General features: G+C 46.7%; 15 protein-coding genes. 12 read left to right on the plus strand and 3 right to left on the minus strand.

The window, feature by feature from the left end:
• Window positions 1-3522 (plus strand): hypothetical protein (locus tag ACQY2W_RS06625; protein WP_428050612.1); only part of this gene is annotated, 3522 nt, incomplete at its 5' end.
• A 62-nt stretch (window positions 3523-3584) separates the two neighbouring features.
• Here the strand turns inward: ACQY2W_RS06625 and ACQY2W_RS06630 are convergent.
• Window positions 3585-4400 carry a PHP domain-containing protein gene (locus ACQY2W_RS06630; protein WP_428050614.1) on the minus strand — a complete coding sequence of 272 codons (816 nt, stop codon included), beginning with the start codon at window positions 4398-4400 and terminating at the stop codon, window positions 3585-3587.
• Entirely contained in the window at window positions 4400-4624 is a 225-nt protein-coding gene (locus ACQY2W_RS06635; RefSeq protein WP_428050616.1) for a NifU family protein, read from the minus strand. The genes ACQY2W_RS06630 and ACQY2W_RS06635 overlap by 1 nt, the downstream gene beginning before the upstream one ends.
• Before the next feature lie 135 nt (window positions 4625-4759).
• Here ACQY2W_RS06635 and ACQY2W_RS06640 point away from each other — a divergent pair, with 135 nt between their 5' ends.
• Together ACQY2W_RS06640 and ACQY2W_RS06645 are read left to right on the plus strand one after the other, a co-directional pair.
• Window positions 4760-5227 (plus strand): SH3 domain-containing protein, encoded by a 468-nt coding sequence (locus ACQY2W_RS06640; RefSeq protein WP_428050618.1) that lies wholly within the window; start codon window positions 4760-4762, stop codon window positions 5225-5227.
• 138 nt (window positions 5228-5365) lie between these two features.
• Window positions 5366-5863, plus strand: coding sequence for a hypothetical protein (locus tag ACQY2W_RS06645; RefSeq protein ID WP_428050620.1), 498 nt, complete (start codon window positions 5366-5368; stop codon window positions 5861-5863).
• An 82-nt stretch (window positions 5864-5945) separates the two neighbouring features.
• Here the strand turns inward: ACQY2W_RS06645 and ACQY2W_RS06650 are convergent, their stop codons facing one another.
• Window positions 5946-6443: a type IV pilin protein gene (locus ACQY2W_RS06650; protein ID WP_428050622.1), complete on the minus strand. Its 498-nt coding sequence runs from the start codon at window positions 6441-6443 to the stop codon at window positions 5946-5948.
• 317 nt (window positions 6444-6760) lie between these two features.
• Here ACQY2W_RS06650 and ACQY2W_RS06655 point away from each other — a divergent pair, with 317 nt between their 5' ends.
• From ACQY2W_RS06655 to ACQY2W_RS06695, 9 genes are all read left to right on the plus strand, one after another.
• Window positions 6761-7483 (plus strand): FlxA-like family protein, encoded by a 723-nt coding sequence (locus tag ACQY2W_RS06655; protein WP_428050624.1) that lies wholly within the window; start codon window positions 6761-6763, stop codon window positions 7481-7483.
• Window positions 7484-7550: 67 nt separating this feature from the next.
• Window positions 7551-10145, plus strand: a complete 2595-nt coding sequence (gene secA, locus ACQY2W_RS06660; RefSeq protein ID WP_428050626.1) for a preprotein translocase subunit SecA — start codon at window positions 7551-7553, stop codon at window positions 10143-10145.
• Window positions 10142-10573 carry a hypothetical protein gene (locus ACQY2W_RS06665; RefSeq protein WP_428050628.1) on the plus strand — a complete coding sequence of 144 codons (432 nt, stop codon included), beginning with the start codon at window positions 10142-10144 and terminating at the stop codon, window positions 10571-10573. The genes secA and ACQY2W_RS06665 overlap by 4 nt, the downstream gene beginning before the upstream one ends.
• 9 nt (window positions 10574-10582) lie before the next feature.
• The gene (gene lnt, locus ACQY2W_RS06670; protein ID WP_428050630.1) at window positions 10583-12193 is read left to right on the plus strand and encodes an apolipoprotein N-acyltransferase; all 1611 of its coding nucleotides are present in this window, start codon (window positions 10583-10585) and stop codon (window positions 12191-12193) included.
• Window positions 12186-13304: a peptide chain release factor 2 gene (gene prfB, locus ACQY2W_RS06675; RefSeq protein ID WP_428050632.1), complete on the plus strand. Its 1119-nt coding sequence runs from the start codon at window positions 12186-12188 to the stop codon at window positions 13302-13304. Before lnt ends, prfB begins: the two co-directional genes overlap by 8 nt.
• The gene (gene hemW / locus ACQY2W_RS06680; RefSeq protein WP_428050634.1) at window positions 13304-14398 is read left to right on the plus strand and encodes a radical SAM family heme chaperone HemW; all 1095 of its coding nucleotides are present in this window, start codon (window positions 13304-13306) and stop codon (window positions 14396-14398) included. Before prfB ends, hemW begins: the two co-directional genes overlap by 1 nt.
• A gap of 2 nt (window positions 14399-14400) precedes the next feature.
• On the plus strand, window positions 14401-15123 hold the full coding sequence (locus ACQY2W_RS06685) for a coenzyme F420-0:L-glutamate ligase (protein WP_428050636.1): 723 nt from the start codon (window positions 14401-14403) through the stop codon (window positions 15121-15123).
• 8 nt (window positions 15124-15131) lie between these two features.
• Window positions 15132-15581: a large conductance mechanosensitive channel protein MscL gene (gene mscL, locus ACQY2W_RS06690; RefSeq protein WP_428050640.1), complete on the plus strand. Its 450-nt coding sequence runs from the start codon at window positions 15132-15134 to the stop codon at window positions 15579-15581.
• Between the two features lie 52 nt (window positions 15582-15633).
• The gene (locus ACQY2W_RS06695) at window positions 15634-16677 is read left to right on the plus strand and encodes a trypsin-like serine protease (protein ID WP_428050638.1); all 1044 of its coding nucleotides are present in this window, start codon (window positions 15634-15636) and stop codon (window positions 16675-16677) included.
• The last annotated feature ends 562 nt before the right edge of the window (window positions 16678-17239 follow it).

Below are 17239 nucleotides of genomic sequence, written 5' to 3' on the forward strand. Positions count from 1 at the left end.
AGCAGTGTTACGCCTTCGTTAGCGGGAGGGATCCCGGTAAGAGGCGTAACCCGCATTGTTCGTATCAAACCGGTAGAATTACGCCCTAACTCTTATAAAGGGACTTCTTATTTAGCTAATCCGACCGGCAAACTGTTCCGGATGTATGTGCCGGGTGCCGGTGTTGGCGGGTCGTCCGCTGTACATGTACCTGGCTTTCAACTTTCCACGCATGCCACCGCCGCGCAAGTATTATCAGCCACGAACGAAGCGGTATTAGGCGGTTTTTCCGTTACTCCGTTAAAGGCGGCAGAACAAGGGCAATACATATATCACATGTTGATGCCGTCGTTATTAGGGACGGGGTTAGTGCCCAGCACGGCGCAGATGATGGAGACGGAAGCTGTTTTAGAAGATATCGTTACGGGAGAGGAGGTAATTGAACAAAGTATAAGTATAGATTTGGTAGAACGCACCAATGCCTTAACCACGTATGCGGTGATCGCGGAAGATCCGCAAGCGACGGTAGAGTTAGCGAAGAAGTTTTTAAGCCGGAACTATGGCGAATTGGGTTATTATGCGGATAATGTAGCGATTTCAGTAGGGTTATTATCCGGAGAAGAAGGGAAAGCGTTTTTACGTGAGTTAGCGGCGCAACGGCAGCGTGAAGGGGCGGTGGTAGCGGCCGGGTGGAGAGAAGCGAAGAACGCGATAGCAGATTTACCCCTATCGGACGAACTGATTGGGAATGAAGTAGGGTTAGATGTCCGTGGGTTAAAGGAATTACAAGAAGCGCGGTTAGCGGTACAAGAGAAATTTAAACAAGCGGCGGCGCAATTAGAGGTAACGGATCAATTATCCATTAACGCGAGTGCCGAAATGCCGGAATTAGGCGAAAGTGCCGATTTGTCTATGGGCACGTCCGAAATGCCGTCCGGACTGGATCGCGGGGATCCGCGTTTGCACGATACGGAAAAAGACATCGTTTCTAACGGATTATTAGATTATGAAGGCGGCGTGGCCGATGCCCGGGAAGTAAGCGGGGTAGATGATCCGCGCATTGTAGATTTTGCCGAAAACGGTTTTCTGCTTACGTTGGATGAAGGTGGCCGAGAGAAAATTTTACCCGTTAATTTAACGGTCAGCAACCGCTTTTTAAACCGTTCGCTCCGCTCGTTTTTTACCAATCACAGCCGCACTCCGTACAACCGGGTAACTATTAAAAGCGAGCCCTTGTTGAAAAAGGGCAAATACGTATTGGAAATGCGTAACCAAACCCGTAAGCCCGATTCTATGGACCACTTCTATTTGCAATTGCAAAACAACGACGTCGGTTTGTTGGCAGAGATGTTGAAACGGGAAGGCGTAGAAAACTTTTATCTGAAATTGGAAGAAAGCCCGAACAAAAAATACAAAGCTCTTGATTTTGAAGTATTTAAAGAAGGAACTACCGAAAAATTACCGTTTACGGTTAGCGTACCGCTAAAAAACGTGGTGCCGGGGGCCCAACTGGTGTTAATGCAAAGCGGCGAATTAGGGTGGATTTTACCGGGCCAAACAAAAGCGGTGCCGGAGACTAAATTATACGTGCGCATCCCCAAAAACCAACTGACCCACTTGGTGGAAACGCTGCAAGTCCAACCGGCTAATTCTGCCAAATTGAATATTTCGTTGCGCTCTACCCAAAACGGAGCCAAATTCATCAGCACATGGATCTCTGCCAGTAACTTAAGTTTAGGAAAAACGTTCGGCGCTCCGGCCAGTAGTGCGTTGGAAATTTCCCAGGCCTCTGCCCGCAACATGATGATGGGTATTAACTATGTGTTACCGGGGTTGGCCTCGCTGTTAACGCCTATATTAAAAAAATATGGGGAGCGCAAAGTAATGACGTTCTCCGTTATGTTATCTTTCTTATCCGGTGTGTTGGCAACGGCCGGCGGTTTCTACGGTATGATTGACGGCGTAACGCTCGGCCCTGTACAAAAAGCGTTGTTTGTAACGGCGTTGCTGTCCATGAGTGTAAGTAGCATTTTAAAACAAGTTACCACCAACCTGTTAATTCGCGCCAACGGTGGGGAAGTTGAGTACAAAAAAATAGAAGAAACCGAACTTCCGCAAGAAGTGAAGGATGAATCCCCTTCCACGTTAGTTAAACGCCGCTTGAGTGAAGTAGCCAAAGAAACCTTTTGGCCTATCTTCGCCAAAGAAAAATATGCCCAATGGCTCAAAGAACACGGCCGGAAAGACCAAGAACAGCTTTCGCATTTAATTCGCTACAACTTAGGGTTTATTTTCAAAAATGTCGGTACGTTGGCGTTCCTAGCATTGCCGTACGGGTTAAACGTGGTCGGCGGGTGGCTCGGACAAAATTGGAATTTAGATTTCTCGGCCAGTTTTCCCATCTATGCCGCTTATAGCGGTGTGATGACGTGGCGGATGCTCCGTGCCAAATTGCGTGATGCGTACTCCGCCAAGAACGTAACGCAAAGCCAACATGCTATCGGGCAGGCCGTGGAAGAGTTGCAGACGGAATTGATACGTCCCCGGTTAGACTTGGAAGAAGTGGACGTTAAAACCCGCGCTTTGTATGATGCGTTAGATTCGTATGTGTTGGCCCAACAAAAAGTGGGCTCCAAATTAAAACATAAAGAGTTATATGCCCAAGCCACACAAGAAGCCGTTGCGTTGCTGCGGGAAGGGTTGACCCAAAAACTTTCTCCAAAACGTGTCAACCAACTCGTAGAGAAAATAGAAACCGATTTGAATAAATTAGACAACCGCTTGAAAAATATGTGGGCGATGGTCGGCGTGGAAGGGGTGTTGCCGTTAACGCTGGGTATGACGGCGGCGACGGTGCATGAATTTGTAGTGTCCAGTTCGTTCGCAGATACCATGAACGATGTTATCCCGGCGGGGGATTTGGCTAATTTCTTGGTTGCTCTCACCTTGTACGTGCCGATGATTGCCGGACGTATCGGAGGCAACTGGATGAGCAAAAAATTAAGTAAAGGGTCTATGTATCTGTTCTGTTCCACCTTGTCTGCTATCGGTACAGCCATGATCGGTTTGTCCGGCGGGCACGTGCGTACCATGATTATCGGTGCGGCCCTTGCCAGTGTGGGTATGGGTAACTTCTACACGCAGATGTATAACTACATTACGGAAAAACACAAAAAATATAACCGCGAAATATCAGCGCTCTTGTCCTTGACGATGGCTTTTGGCGGATTGGGAGCTATGGTATCGCCTACTTCCTTGGGCTTAACAGGTAACCCTGCGTGGGATATGGCTTTTGCGGGCGGGTTGTTGGTGCTGAGCTGTTTATTGACCAAGCCGATGTTTGCTTCGTCTAGCTTAGTAAAGGCCATGAAAGATTCCAAGCTTGGCCGTCTGATTTCAGCCAAAAAACAACGGGATATGAACAGCCCGTTGGGTCAAGCTATTCAACAAAAGAAGAAAGATTTGAAAAACAAAGTAATGCACCGGAATTTCCCGCCGCTAACCGAGGAGCCCTCTTTAGATGATGCGGCCGGTGCCCAATAAGCTGTTTTTCAACCCTATAAAAAACCCCCGGTTGTGCCGGGGGTTTTGCTGTATATCTGAAATCAAGCAACAAATAATTTGCTGTACAAGCGGCTATAATACGGTTCGGGCAGATTGAGCCCGGGAGTCGTGATACGTCCGCCCTTCGGGCCGTGATAATCTGACCCGGCGGTACATAATAAACCGTACCGGCGGGCCAACGCAAGCAACTCTTGTTTTAAGGCGTAAGAGTGGGCCGGATAAAACACTTCTACCCCGTCTAAGCCCGCTTCTACCCACGCCGGGAAGTCCCACACACTTGATGAAATGCCCGGGTGTGCGATAACGGCTATGCCGCCGGCTTGCTTGATTTGGCGGATAGCTTCCAAGGCAGTTACTCCGGCGGAAGGTTCGTAGCCGGCTTGCCCAGGCACCAGAAAGCGCCGGAACGCATCTTGGCGTGAAGAAGCAAACCCCTTTGCTTTTAGGGCGTCGGCTACGTGGGCACGGGAAACTACGTTCGCCGCCCGTTTAAATACATCTTCTTCGGTTAAATCAATACCGGCTTTTTGCAAGTTGGTAACAATTTTTCGGATGCGGTCCAGCCGGTTTTTACGGTTATTTGCCAAAAACGCTTGGAAATCCGCATTTTGCAAATCTATGTTATATCCGGTAAAGTGTAGTTGGTCGTGCTCGCGGGTGCTGATTTCCACGCCGGACACACAGCGTAAATTGTGCTCATTACACACCGCTTGTGCGCGCGCGACACCGTCCGTGGAATCGTGATCTGTAAGTGCAAAAATTTTTACGCCTGCTTTTAACGCGGCATGAACGACCTCTTCCGGCGAACAAGTGCCGTCGGAAAAATCAGAGTGGGTATGTAAATCTATTTTTGCCATTAGACGCGTTCAACCGCTGTTACGCCGGGGACCATCTCTTTGAGTTTACGTTCCACCACGGCTTGCAGCGTCAGTTGCGCGTGCGGACAACCGCCGCAACGGCCTTGTAAACCGACGGTAACAATGCCGGTCTTTTCATCTACGCTGACGAGTTGGATATCTCCGCCGTCTGCTTGTAAAATCGGGCGGATTTGGTTGATCACTTCTTCTACTTGCTTTTTCATACGGACTCCGTGTCTATGTAATTTCTTCCATTATAGCTTTTTTGGTTGTACTACGTAATAGGATACTACTTGACGTATCGGGGCCACATTATGCTATACTTGTAAAGTAGTGGTACGTTGTAAGAGGAGAAATTTATGAGAAAAATTATTGCTTTACTCGCGTTTGCCGTTTTTGCCGCACTGCCTGCGGCCGCGCAAAAATATGCCAGCGTCAATGCTAAACGGGCCAATATTCGCTCGTGCGCCGGCACCAAATGCGCCATTAAATTTTATGCGTGGCGCTATACGCCTGTGATTATGTTGAAAACCAACGAAGATAAAAGTTGGGTCATGGTCAAAGATTTTGAAGGATATACCGGTTGGATCTCGGCTGATTTATTAAGCCCCAACGGCGGTATGTCTGCCAAAGTAGATTTAAACGTGCGCAAATCGCCCTCGGCCAGTGCCGATATCGTCTGCACCGTAGAAAAAGGGTATCCGTTTAAATACTTAACCCGCCAAGGCAAATGGATCCAAGTAGTAGATGAGCCCGTTAATGCCAAAGACGGTAAATGCACGGGGTGGGTGTATAACGCCAACCTCTGGGGCTTCTTTAAACAATAAAGATTAATTGACGTAAGTTTCGTAATCATGCACAAGGGCGCAACTAAAAGTTGCGCCCTTGTGTCATGCTCCTGCGATACAATTTTCCACATTTGGCCGTCTTGCGCGTCCCTGCCCCCGGCAAGGGGGGTTGTCAAAATGCAAAAAATTGATTACAATAGTAATATGAAGAAATTTCTGTTAATACTGGCGGTTGTAAGTGTACTCGTCTGCGGGTATGCTTGGCAACGTACAGTTCATGAAGGACGTTTTAATATCTCGGGGACGATTGTAGTGCCCGAGCGTTTGACCGCGCTTGCGCAAGCTGACAACAATGCTTGTGCGATTATCGTAAAAAATGCGGCCGATGTTCCCGTGGCTATTAAACGGGTGGTAGATCCGAAGTTTCCGCTTTCGTTTACCATGGGCGAAGAGGACCTTTTGGCAGAAAGTATGGAAGGTGATTTGAAATTAGAAGTTCAAATCAACAACCACGGTCAATTGGGTGTGATTAAACAAGGCGATATTTTCGGCGCCAGTGAAACTGCGATTAAGCCCAACACCAAAGATGTCATCGTACAAGCGGATAAGACGTTAGGGCGCGTGCAGTTGGCCCGCAACGTAAAAGGTAATTTTTTCCGCACCGCGGCCAGATAGATTTCATCTCATACGTATCCCCCGGGGTCTAACAACTGCCTCCGGGCCATTTAAAACCCCCGCTTTAAGCGGGGGTTTTGATTTAGTAAGAATACTCGTAGCGATTTGTTGCGTTATGCCCTGTTTTTTTCCCGGTTTCACTTTTACAAAATTGATTAAACATATCCCCGGTGTTTAAACTGTACGTGGTGCATGTGCGAGTAGTCCCGTCTAGGTTTTGGGCATATCTCATATAGGTGCCAAAGATGGACTTGCTACAAAAGGAGAATACAGATCCGGAGAAGTAGATTTCGCAGTTGCTACCGTCCTTTAAATAAATGTAAAAGGAGGAGGTCCCTTTTGATTCTTGCCTAACGGGGAAATCTACGTCCAACTCGGCAAGTTCGGTGGCGTATGTTCCGGTTGCCAAATAATGCCGTTGTTGGGCCTCGGACAGGACGCGGGTGCGGTCTTTAAGGGTGCTGTATTGTGCTTTTAATACGGCTTTCTGGTATTGCGGCAACGCCACCGCCGCTAATATACCGATGATAAGTACAACGACTAATAGTTCAATAAGCGTAAATGCTTGTTTGTTTTTCATGTTATTTGCTCCTTTGTTTTTTGCGTCCCTTTATTATCGTTTTTTTTTTTGATTTGTCAACCCCCTTGCCGGGGGCAGGCATTTCGGGAGCCAACTTTCACTTAATTAGAGCCACACTGTTTTTGCACTGTTGCTTTGCAACGCAAAAGGCCCTCGCCGTACGGGCATAAGGCCTAGGACCTCTTGGGGTGTTTGATGTTATCTTTTGCAAGGGGTTTTGTATCCTTTTCTTTTGTCTTTTTTCCGTACGCGTAGATTTTGCTTGACGTATGCCCTCAATATAAAGCAAAATACAAATAGAGCTTATAGGAGGGCGTATGAAAAAAACGATGTTTGTGTTGGCTACCATGGCGTTGTCGGCTATGCTTTACGCACAACCGGAGCAAGAGAATTTTTCCCGTGCCGAAGTGTTAGACATTTTTGCGCAATTTAATCCCTCCATATTGGAAAATGCCAAACAAAACCCGGACTATAATACGATTTTGGAAACTTTTTTGTCGTCCTATCAGGCCAGCCGTACGCCCACCAGCCGTTACGAGTTAATTGCCGTGGCGCGTAATTTTGACAATTCTATCCGTTTAGAGTCGTTGACGGTTACGTATCACGCGTTGTGGACGGCTGCGCAAATGTCCGGTTTGGATAATTCTACGGCCCGCCAAGCATTTACTAATGATGTCACCGCCGTCATGCACGATATCTGGCAAGAAACGCTCAATTTGCGCAAGTTACAATTGGATGAAACTAAAGCGCAACTCAAATCGCTTAACAAAAACAAAACGCTTTCCAAAGAGCAGCGCGCCGAAGAAAAAAAACAACTCAAAGAACAAATTAAAGCGCTCAAAGCGGAAATTAAAACACTTAAAAAAGATCCGCCATCCTATGTAAAATCTGCCGCGCAAAATTACGTTTCTTCTACTGAGAAAAAATTTATTGCTCAAGAAGAAGCGGCCCGCCAAGCCGCCCAACAAAAAGCGCAAGCGGCTAAACAAGCTAAAAATTTACAAGTTAAAACCAACAACAAAAAACCGGTTGCTAAATGACACAACACACTCCCCTCGGGGGGTGTTCTGTCATTTTATACCCATTTAAAGGAAGGAAAAAACAATTATGATACGTCGTGCCCTTGATAAAATTTTTGGAACAAAAAGTGAACGTGATTTAAAGAAAATTCAACATTATGTAGATGATGCCAACCGTTTTACAGCGGAGTTTGAAAAGTTATCCGATGACGAGCTCAAAGCTAAAACGCAGGAATTCAGAAACCGTTTAGAAAAAGGCGAAACTTTAGATGATATTTTGCCGGAGGCCTTTGCGGTGGTGCGTTTGGCCGCACAGCGTGTCATCGGCCTGCGTCCGTATGATGTGCAACTTTTAGGCGGCATTGTTTTACACCAAGGGAAAATTGCCGAAATGCGCACCGGGGAAGGTAAAACGCTGGTCGCCGTATTGCCCTCTTACTTAAACGGGTTAACCGGAAAAGGCGTGCACGTGGTAACCGTCAACGATTACCTCGCCCACCGCGACCGCGAATGGATGGGCCCTATTCATGAATTTTTAGGTTTATCCGTCGGCTACATCAGCCACGATATGAACAGCGACGACCGCCGCGAAATGTATGCCAAAGATATCACGTACGTAACCAACAACGAACTCGGCTTTGATTACTTGCGCGACAACATGGTTATTTCCCGTCAAGACCGCGTGCTGCGCCCGCTTAATTATTGTATTGTGGACGAAGTGGACTCTATTTTAATTGACGAGGCCCGCACCCCGCTTATTATTTCCGGTCCGTCCGAGCAAAGCACCGACAAATACTATATCGTTAACCGTTTGATCCCGTCGTTAAAGGTCCGCTTGATTACAGAGGAAGACGAAGTTAAAGCCAAATACGAAGGCACCAGTTTGGATGCCGGTTACGATGCTATCGTGGACGAAAAAGCCCACACGGCTAACTTAACCGATACCGGTATTGCCAAAGCGGAAAAATTTTTAAACGTACCTAACTTGTATAACGATGTAGAATCGGAATGGGTACATCACATTAACCAAGCATTACGCGCGCACTATCTGTACAAAGTAGATGAAGCGTATGTGATTAAAAACGGCGAAGTCGTTATCATTGACGAATTTACCGGCCGCGAAATGCCCGGCCGCCGCTGGAGCGACGGACTTCACCAAGCGGTGGAAGCCAAAGAAGGGTTGCAAATTAAAGAAGAAAACCAGACGCTTGCCACCATTACCTTTCAGAATTTCTTTAAACTTTATAACAAGTTATCCGGTATGACCGGTACGGCCATGACCGAAGCCAACGAGTTTTGGCAGATCTACAAATTGGACGTGGTGGAAATCCGGCCTAACCGTCCGTCGCGCCGCATAGACTACCCCGATTTGGTGTATTTGACCGAGCGCGAAAAATTTAAAGCCATTGCCGATGAAGTAGAAGGACTTTGGAAACAAGGAGCCCCGGTGCTTGTCGGTACGCGCTCCATTGAAAAATCGGAAAAATTAAGCCGGATGTTGCATGCGCGCGGTATCCCGCATAAAGTGTTAAATGCTAAATACCACGAAATGGAGGCCCAAATCATCAGCCAAGCCGGGCGCAAAGGAGCGGTCACCGTAGCTACTAACATGGCCGGGCGCGGTACGGATATTGTGCTGGGCGGCAACCCGGCAGATGAACAAGAACAGGCCGAAGTGGTGCAGTTGGGCGGATTGCACGTAATTGGTAGCGAACGGCACGAATCGCGCCGCATTGACAACCAGTTGCGCGGCCGTTGTGCGCGCCAAGGCGATCCGGGTTCTTCGCGCTTTTACATTTCGTTGGAAGACGAGCTCATGCGTTTGTTTGCCAACACTGCTAAAATTTCCGCTATTTTAAGCCACATGGGCATGAAAGAAGGCGAGGCGATAGAATCTCGTTTAATGACCCGCCAAATTGAAGGGGCCCAACGCATGGTGGAAGGCCGGAACTTTGACATCCGCAAACAGTTATTAGATTACGATAAAGTGATGAACCAACAGCGTACGGCTATTTACGGCCTGCGTAATGCGATTTTGGACGGAGAAACGATGACGGACCGTTCCATGCAAATGATGTTGGAAATTGCCGATGAACTGGTGGAACAATACTATTTCCCCACGCATCCGCAACGCAGTAATTTTGAAACATTAAACGTCAATTTGCGCAACTTTTTCCCGTTGGAGTTTGCTTACAATGCCGAAAATGTCGGGCGCAAAACACATGATGAGTTGGTGGATGATATCATGCGCCAAGTGCAAGAATTATACAAAGCACGCGCGGCGTATTTTGCCGAGCAGGGTATTAACTTTGACGAAATTGAACGTATGCTGATGTTGCAGCTTTTAGATGCGGCGTGGAAACAAAATTTATATGAATTGGACCAACTGCGTAATAATGTCAGTTTGCGTGGTTACGCCCAAAAAGATCCGCTGATTGAATATCAGAAAGAGTCATACAAATTATATTCAGCCATGTTAAACCGCGTACGCGATTTAATGGTCAGCTATATTTTCCGTTTACAATTACCGCCTCGCCGCACTCCGGCGCAGCGCGCACAGGAAGAAGCCGCGGCTAAGAATCCGGACGGAGCAAAACCCACTTCCAAAAATATCGGTCGCAACGATCCTTGCCCGTGCGGCAGCGGAAAAAAATATAAAAAATGTTGTGGGGCTAATTTATGAATTCAAAAACAAGAGACATTATTGCGTTAATTAGTGCGATTATAATACTGGGCTCACTTTCTTCTTTTTTGGCACGGGTAAAACCGATAGAAGTAGATTTGCCGCAACTAAGCAAAGAAGAAATTGTGGCTAAAGAAGAACGCAAACAAAAAAAAGAACAAGCGGTTGCTTTACAAAGCAAAATGCGCCGCGTGTATGAGTGCACATTGGACGAAGATTGCATTATTGTGGATAAAGATCCGTGCGGTTGTTTGATTGGCCCGGAAGGAGTTACCGCTATTAACGCCATGTACACGTTGGAATATAACCAGTTGATGAGCCGTTCGGTCACCACAACGTGCCCGGATACTACTCCCAGCACAGAACAGGAATGTAGCCCCAGTGCTATTGCGATTTGTATGTCCGGTACGTGCCGGATTGCGTATTAAAGGATCGGTATGAGTTTAGTGCGCCGTGTTTCTACCTATTCGCCCCGTTACTTTGTACTGCGCCGCCCCGAAGAAAGCGGACTGACGTTATTGGGGCGTTTTATCTTTCTGGCGTTTTGTATATTAGCTACGGCGGTGCTCGTCTTTTTGAGTTATCCCGGGCAGCCGTATGCGGTGCTTGCGTGGGTAGCATGGGTGCCGTTTTTTTGGGGAGTTCTTAAAATCCGTCACGCAAAAACGGCTTTCTTTTACGCAGGTGCTACGGCATTTTTATTTAATGCGGGTATTTTCTATTGGATTTTTTATACGTGCGTGCACGGTGGGGGAATGTCGGTTTGGCTATCGTGCGCGGCGTGGCTGGGTTTGAGCGCACTTTTATCGTTGCAAACGGCGTTCTTCGGGGCGGCGTGTTTTTATTTAAAAAAGACAGGTGTTTTGTTCCCGTTACTCGCTGCGTGCGGTTTTGTGACGCTGGAGTGGTTGCACCAAACGATCGCTTTTTACGGGCTTGGTTTCCCGTGGCTGATGTGGGGATATACCCAGTGGAATCAGCCGGAGTTTTTGCAATTGGCCGCTTTTACCGGCGTGTATGGCGTTAGCTTTTGGTTGCTATTTATCAACGCGCTTTTGGGGCGGGCCTTGGCATTAAAAAGCGTAAAGAGAGGATTTTTGGCGCTATTGATAGCGGCGGGTGTATGGTTTGCTCTTTACAGTTGGGGCGAGGCGCGCTTGTCTGCGCAAGCCAAAGGAGGAATGTTGCCCTTGCGGGCCGCGTTGGTACAACCCAACATTGACCAATACAAAAAATGGGATCCGCTTTTTGAACAAGAAATTTTAGATACCATTACCCAAACCGGCAACGAATTGGAAGGTAAAGAGTTGTGGCTTACCGTTTGGCCCGAAAGTGTTACACCGGGTGAGTTAGCAGAAGAACCCTATTTGAGTTTAATGGAAGATATTGCCTTGCGTTCCGGGGCTTATCAAATTGTGGGTTCGTCGGTCACGCAAGCAGGTAAATCGTACGTCGGCGCGTATGCGTTGGCTCCCAACAGTGATGCGTTGCAAGTATACCGCAAAATTAAACTGGTTCCGTTTGGTGAATATATCCCGTTGGAAAAATTAGTCCGGCGGTTATTTGCGCAAGTGGATGTGTTGGGCGAGCTGGGAATGTTTGTGCCCGGGCCGCGTTTGCAAAATTTATTGGATATGGGCGGTGTGTTGGTGGGGAGCACGATTTGTTATGAGGCCGTTTTCCCGCAAGTATGGCTTGAACAAAGCCGTCAGGGAGCGCAGGTGTTTGTCAATTTAACCAACGATGCCTGGTTTTTTAACACCGCCGCCCCGCATCAACATTTAGCCGCCAACGTACTACGTGCCGTAGAAACGGGTCGTCCGGTATTGCGGGCCGCCAATACGGGCATTTCGGCCGTGATAGACGGGTTTGGCCGCATTGAACAGAAAACCGAATTATTTACACCGGCGGTCTTATATACACAAGTTGTTCCGGCTGACACCGTCCCGGCGACGTTCTATGCCGCTTACGGAAATATTTTTGTATGGATTTGTGCGGTATTGTTTTTTACCTGTTTGATTTTTGCGATGGTTTTTCTCTATGAATAATGTTGAATTTAAAGATGTGGAACAAAAAATAGAAGAATTGGCTGCGCGGGTTGCCAAAATAGAAACGATTGATGATATCGCCGGGAAAACAAAAGAATTAGCGGCGTTGGAGCAAACCGCCGCGGACCCTTCTTTTTGGAACGACACCAAAAAAGCCAAAGAAACCAGCCGCCAAATTGATTTTTTAAAACGCGCCATAGATACCTTTCGTACGCTTCAAAAAAAAGTGGAAGATGATACCGCTCTTTTTGAACTTTGTAAAGAAATGCAAGATGAAAATGAACTTGCTAATTTATATACTTCGCTAGCACAAACCGAAAAACAAATTGCTAAAAAAGAAGGCGAGATCCGTTTATCTGAGCCGAACGATAAACTCAATGCTATTTTAACTATTCACGCCGGGGCGGGCGGTACCGAATCGTGTGATTGGGCGCAAATGCTCGTGCGCATGTACACGCGTTGGGCCGAACAACACGGGTTTAAATTTTCGGTGTTGGACTCGCAAAACGGCGACGAGGCCGGCATTAAAACCTTAAGCGCCATGGTGGAAGGTCCGTTTGCGTATGGCTATTTAAAAGGCGAAAACGGAGTGCACCGCTTGGTACGTGTGTCGCCCTTTGATGCAAACGCGCGGCGGCATACCTCGTTTGCATCGTGCGACGTCTTACCCGATATTGATGAAGATATTGATATAGAAATTCCGGAAAAAGATATCCAGTTGGAAACTTCCCGCGCGGGCGGCCACGGCGGGCAGAACGTAAACAAAGTAGAATCGGCCGTGCGGCTTTTACATATTCCAACGGGCATAGTTGTTTCGTGTCGCATTGAACGTAGCCAGTTGCAAAACCGCCAAACCGCGATGAAGATGCTCAAAGCCAAACTTTACGAATTGGAAATGGATAAAAAACGTAGCGAGGCCGAAAAACGCTACGGCCAAAAAGGCGAAATTGCCTGGGGACATCAAATTCGCTCGTACGTATTTATGCCGTACCAACTGGTCAAAGATTTGCGTAGCGGGTATGAAACTTCCCAAATTACCGCGGTGATGGACGGAGACTTGGACCCGTTTATTTTGGCATACCTAAACTACGAAGCCGAGCATAAAAACTAATGACCGGGCTTTATATTCATATTCCCTTCTGTAAACAAAAGTGTAATTATTGCGATTTTGCCTCGTTTGCAAGACGGGAAAATTTTATAGACGATTATTTAGACGCACTTTCGCAAGAGGCCGCGAGTGTGCAACGCAAATCGTTTGATACGTTGTACGTGGGCGGCGGGACGCCGAGCTTGCTGACTTGCGCGCAGTTGGAAAAATTGTGCACGTTGATAGAAAAAAATTTTTCTTCCGTTTCTTCTTTTACGCAAAGCACATTTGAAGCCAACCCCGAAAGTTTAACAAAAGAAAAAATCTCGCTTTTGCGCGCCGCGGGATTTAACCGTTTTAGTGTGGGACTGCAAAGTTTTAACGACGACGAGTTAAAAATGTTGGGCCGCGTGCATACATCGGCTGATTTTTTGCGCACGTGGGAAAATCTGCGCGCGTGCGGTGTTCAAAATATAAATGTAGATTTAATTGCCGGGCTCCCGGGGCAAACCTTAGAAAAGTTTTTGGATAGTTTAGAAAAATTGATCTCCCTTTCGCCGCAGCATATTTCCGTATATGGGTTGCAGATAGAAGAGGGCACGCCGTTTTTTGAGCGCGGCATTGTTTGCGACCAACTGCTTATGCGTAAGATGTTAGAAGAAACGCGTGCACGGCTGAAAAATGCCGGATATCATCATTATGAAATTTCCAATTTTGCGTGTCCCGGTTTTGAATCAAAACATAATTTAAATTACTGGCAATACGGGGAATATGTAGGGCTGGGCAGTGCGGCGGCTTCATTTGTGGGCGGCGTGCGGCGGCAAAACGTGCCGGATATGCAAACTTATATTCGCCGGATGAAAGCAAAAGAATCGGTTGTCGGCTTTTCGGAACAATTAGCCGGTAAAGTGTTGGAGGGCGAAAAACTAATGGTGGGGCTTCGCCAACTGGACGGCGTAGAAATTACTCCCGTCCAACAAAAATTTTTTGGGCCGGAGCTGGAAAAACATATCCAACACGGACTTTTGGTGCGCGACGGAAAAAAAGTAAAATTAAGTGACGAGGGGCTGTTTTTAGCCAACGAAGTTTTTTACAGTTTTGTAGCTCCCTTTGAGTAAATATGAAAATTACACCCGTAAAAACCGCTTTATTTAAACCGCAAGAAGATTTGGCCGCCTTTATTGTAGCGCATATTCCGTCTGTTGCGGAGCAAACGGTATTGGCGGTGGCGTCCAAATTATTTTGTTTGTGGAAAGGGAAAATTTTACCGTATAAGTCACAAACGCAAAAAGACGAACTCATTAAACAAGAAAGTGAGTTTGCACTCCAAACGCCGCTTTGTTGGCTGAGCGTTAAAGACGGTATGGTAATGACGAATGCCGGGATAGACGAATCAAACGCGGACGGAAAATTATTGTTATTTCCGCCGGATATGTATAAGCTAACCGCCCAATTGCGCAGCCAATTGTGCCGTGCGTGGGGGATCAAAAATTTGGGAGTTGTTGTAACGGACAGTATGATTTTGCCGCTTCGCGCAGGCGTCATAGCCGGGGCGGTGGCGTACGCGGGATTTAAAGGCGTGCGCGACGAGCGCGGACAAGCAGATTTATTCGGGCATCCGTTAAAGGTTACACTTGTCAATGTGGCTGATTCGCTAGCCACTTCGGCCGCGCTTTGCATGGGCGAGCGGAACGAACAGCGTCCGCTGGCACTTATAGAAAATGCCCCGGTTGAATTTGTAGACGAAGTGCCCCCAAATGAAATAAAATATCCGGTAGAGGATGATTTGTATGCCCCGCTTTTTAAGGCGGTGGGATATTATAAAAAAGGAGAGAACAAATGATTAAAGACATGATGAACGAATTTAAAAAATTCGTCATGCGCGGAAGTGTAATTGATATGGCTGTCGGTATCATTATCGGCGGTGCATTTACTAAAATTGTCAATTCCATGGTGGCCGATGTGATGATGCCGCCGCTGGGGTTGTTAATCGGTAAAGTAGATTTTAGCAATTGGTTTGTGGTTATCAAACAAGGCACGACCGCCGGCCCGTATGCCACGATTGCCGAGGCCCAATCTGCCGGTGCTACCACGATGAATTTAGGGCTTTTCTTAAATGCGATTATCAGCTTTGTGATCGTAGCGTTTTGTATTTTCTTGCTCATCAAAGCGATTAACAAGTTGAACTCCCCCAAGGAACAAGCCCCTATTCCGGTTTCAACCAAAAAATGCCCGTACTGCTGCAGCGAAATTGCGTTGGAAGCTACCCGCTGCCCGCATTGTACGTCTGAAATTAAATAATTGTTTTACAGACACGGAACGAAATATATTTTCGTTCCGTGTTTTTTACGGTATGCGCAAAAAACTATTTAGTATTTGTTTTATCTTGTTGGCAGCTGTGCTGTGGGCACAGGTGAGTGTTATTTCTGTGGTGGATGAAGATAAGCATACTACTAAGTCCGACTTTACGCATACGTTTGAATATTTTATCGTTCCGTTAAGCGGCAAAGAAGTGTTTAGCGGCAAGTGCCAAGCCACGCGTATCGGACGGCGTTGGTTTGCTACGGCGGCGCATTGTGTGGAGCATGCGTGCAAAAACGGTTGCAAAATTCAAATGGACTTGTTGGAATTTCCCGTTTCTGTACTGGCTAGCGTAACGCACACCCCTAAAAATCCGGCTGTTTTTATCCATCCCGATTTCAATTACAATATATTTGTTAAAAACGATTTGGCCCTTATCCGTTTAGATTTGGACCGCGCCCCGCAGATTTATTATAAGCGTTCCGCCGATAATAGAACACGGCTGATTCTTCCCCGGGAAAAATTTGAACAATTTTTAGCTAAAACTCCTGCGGCCAGAAGCGCACTCTATCACATCAAAAGCCCTACCTTTCCGCCGCTGTTAGTATTTGATGCGGGTAATTATATTTTGGAGCGTAAAATTTCGGTCATCTCTATTTTTGACGGGGTGCGTTCGGTCAAGCCCAACCCTTACGCCGTGCATTATATTAAAGAGTTGGAATTTGCTTATACTAAAAATTTCGGTATCCGCCGCGGTATGAGCGGCTCTGGCGTGATGAGTAACACCGGTGAATTTTTAGGTGTTATTTCCGGTATTTTCCAAGTGTCCAAGGCCGCACCGGACGAAAAATCTACCCCGCAACTGCAAAACGAGTGGTTTATGTTTTTTGCATTTAACCGCCCGGCATTAGCATTTATGGAAAGCGTCATGGGGAGCGATTTTTATAAGTTAGACATCAAAGACGCCTACCCCAATTATGTGCGTAAATCCCGCCGTAATTATACGGATATTATTGCCCGCATGAAAGAGTTTTACAAAAAACAGCAAACGCCCGATTCCCCGGCTACTCCTTCCAAAAAATCTTCGGCAAAATAACATCTCATTAGGTTGCCCCCTGCCCTGTAATTTTTTTGTTATGGCTCTTGTAGGTCGGACGTAAGTCCGACTATATATTGTTCTGTTGAGAACGTCGGATTTACATCCGACCTACAAAAAGTTTGTTGTTCAAGTCCGCCCCTTTAGCACCGTTTACTCTTTGTTGTTCCTGTTGTTTTCCCGCCCGATAGCGTGCCGTTAAAAAGCGTTAAAACAGGTAAAAATTTTTCATGTTTGAACGAAGTGAGTTTGAAAAATTTTCTTGTTTTAACTGCTTTTTACTAGCGTGGGCGGAGCTCTTTTGCTAGCTTTTCTGGCTACAGAAAAGCGAAAAAAAGCTTGACATCGTTTTTTTTTTGCTACATTTTATTTAATGATAAAAAGGAGGAGTTTTTATGGAAAAGGAAAGTAAAAAAAGTTTGTCATGCCGGAAGGCCTTTATCCGGCATCTTCGTATTTTTGTTTCTGATGGGATGATTAACGAGCGAAAAGAAATCAGAAGATCCCGGAGTCCTCGCCGGACGGGCGAATTCCGGGATGACAGATCTTTATGTTATAACGG

The sequence above is a fragment of the Candidatus Avelusimicrobium caledoniensis genome, assembly GCF_902756455.1.
Classification (GTDB): Bacteria; Elusimicrobiota; Elusimicrobia; order Elusimicrobiales; family Elusimicrobiaceae; genus Avelusimicrobium; species Avelusimicrobium caledoniense.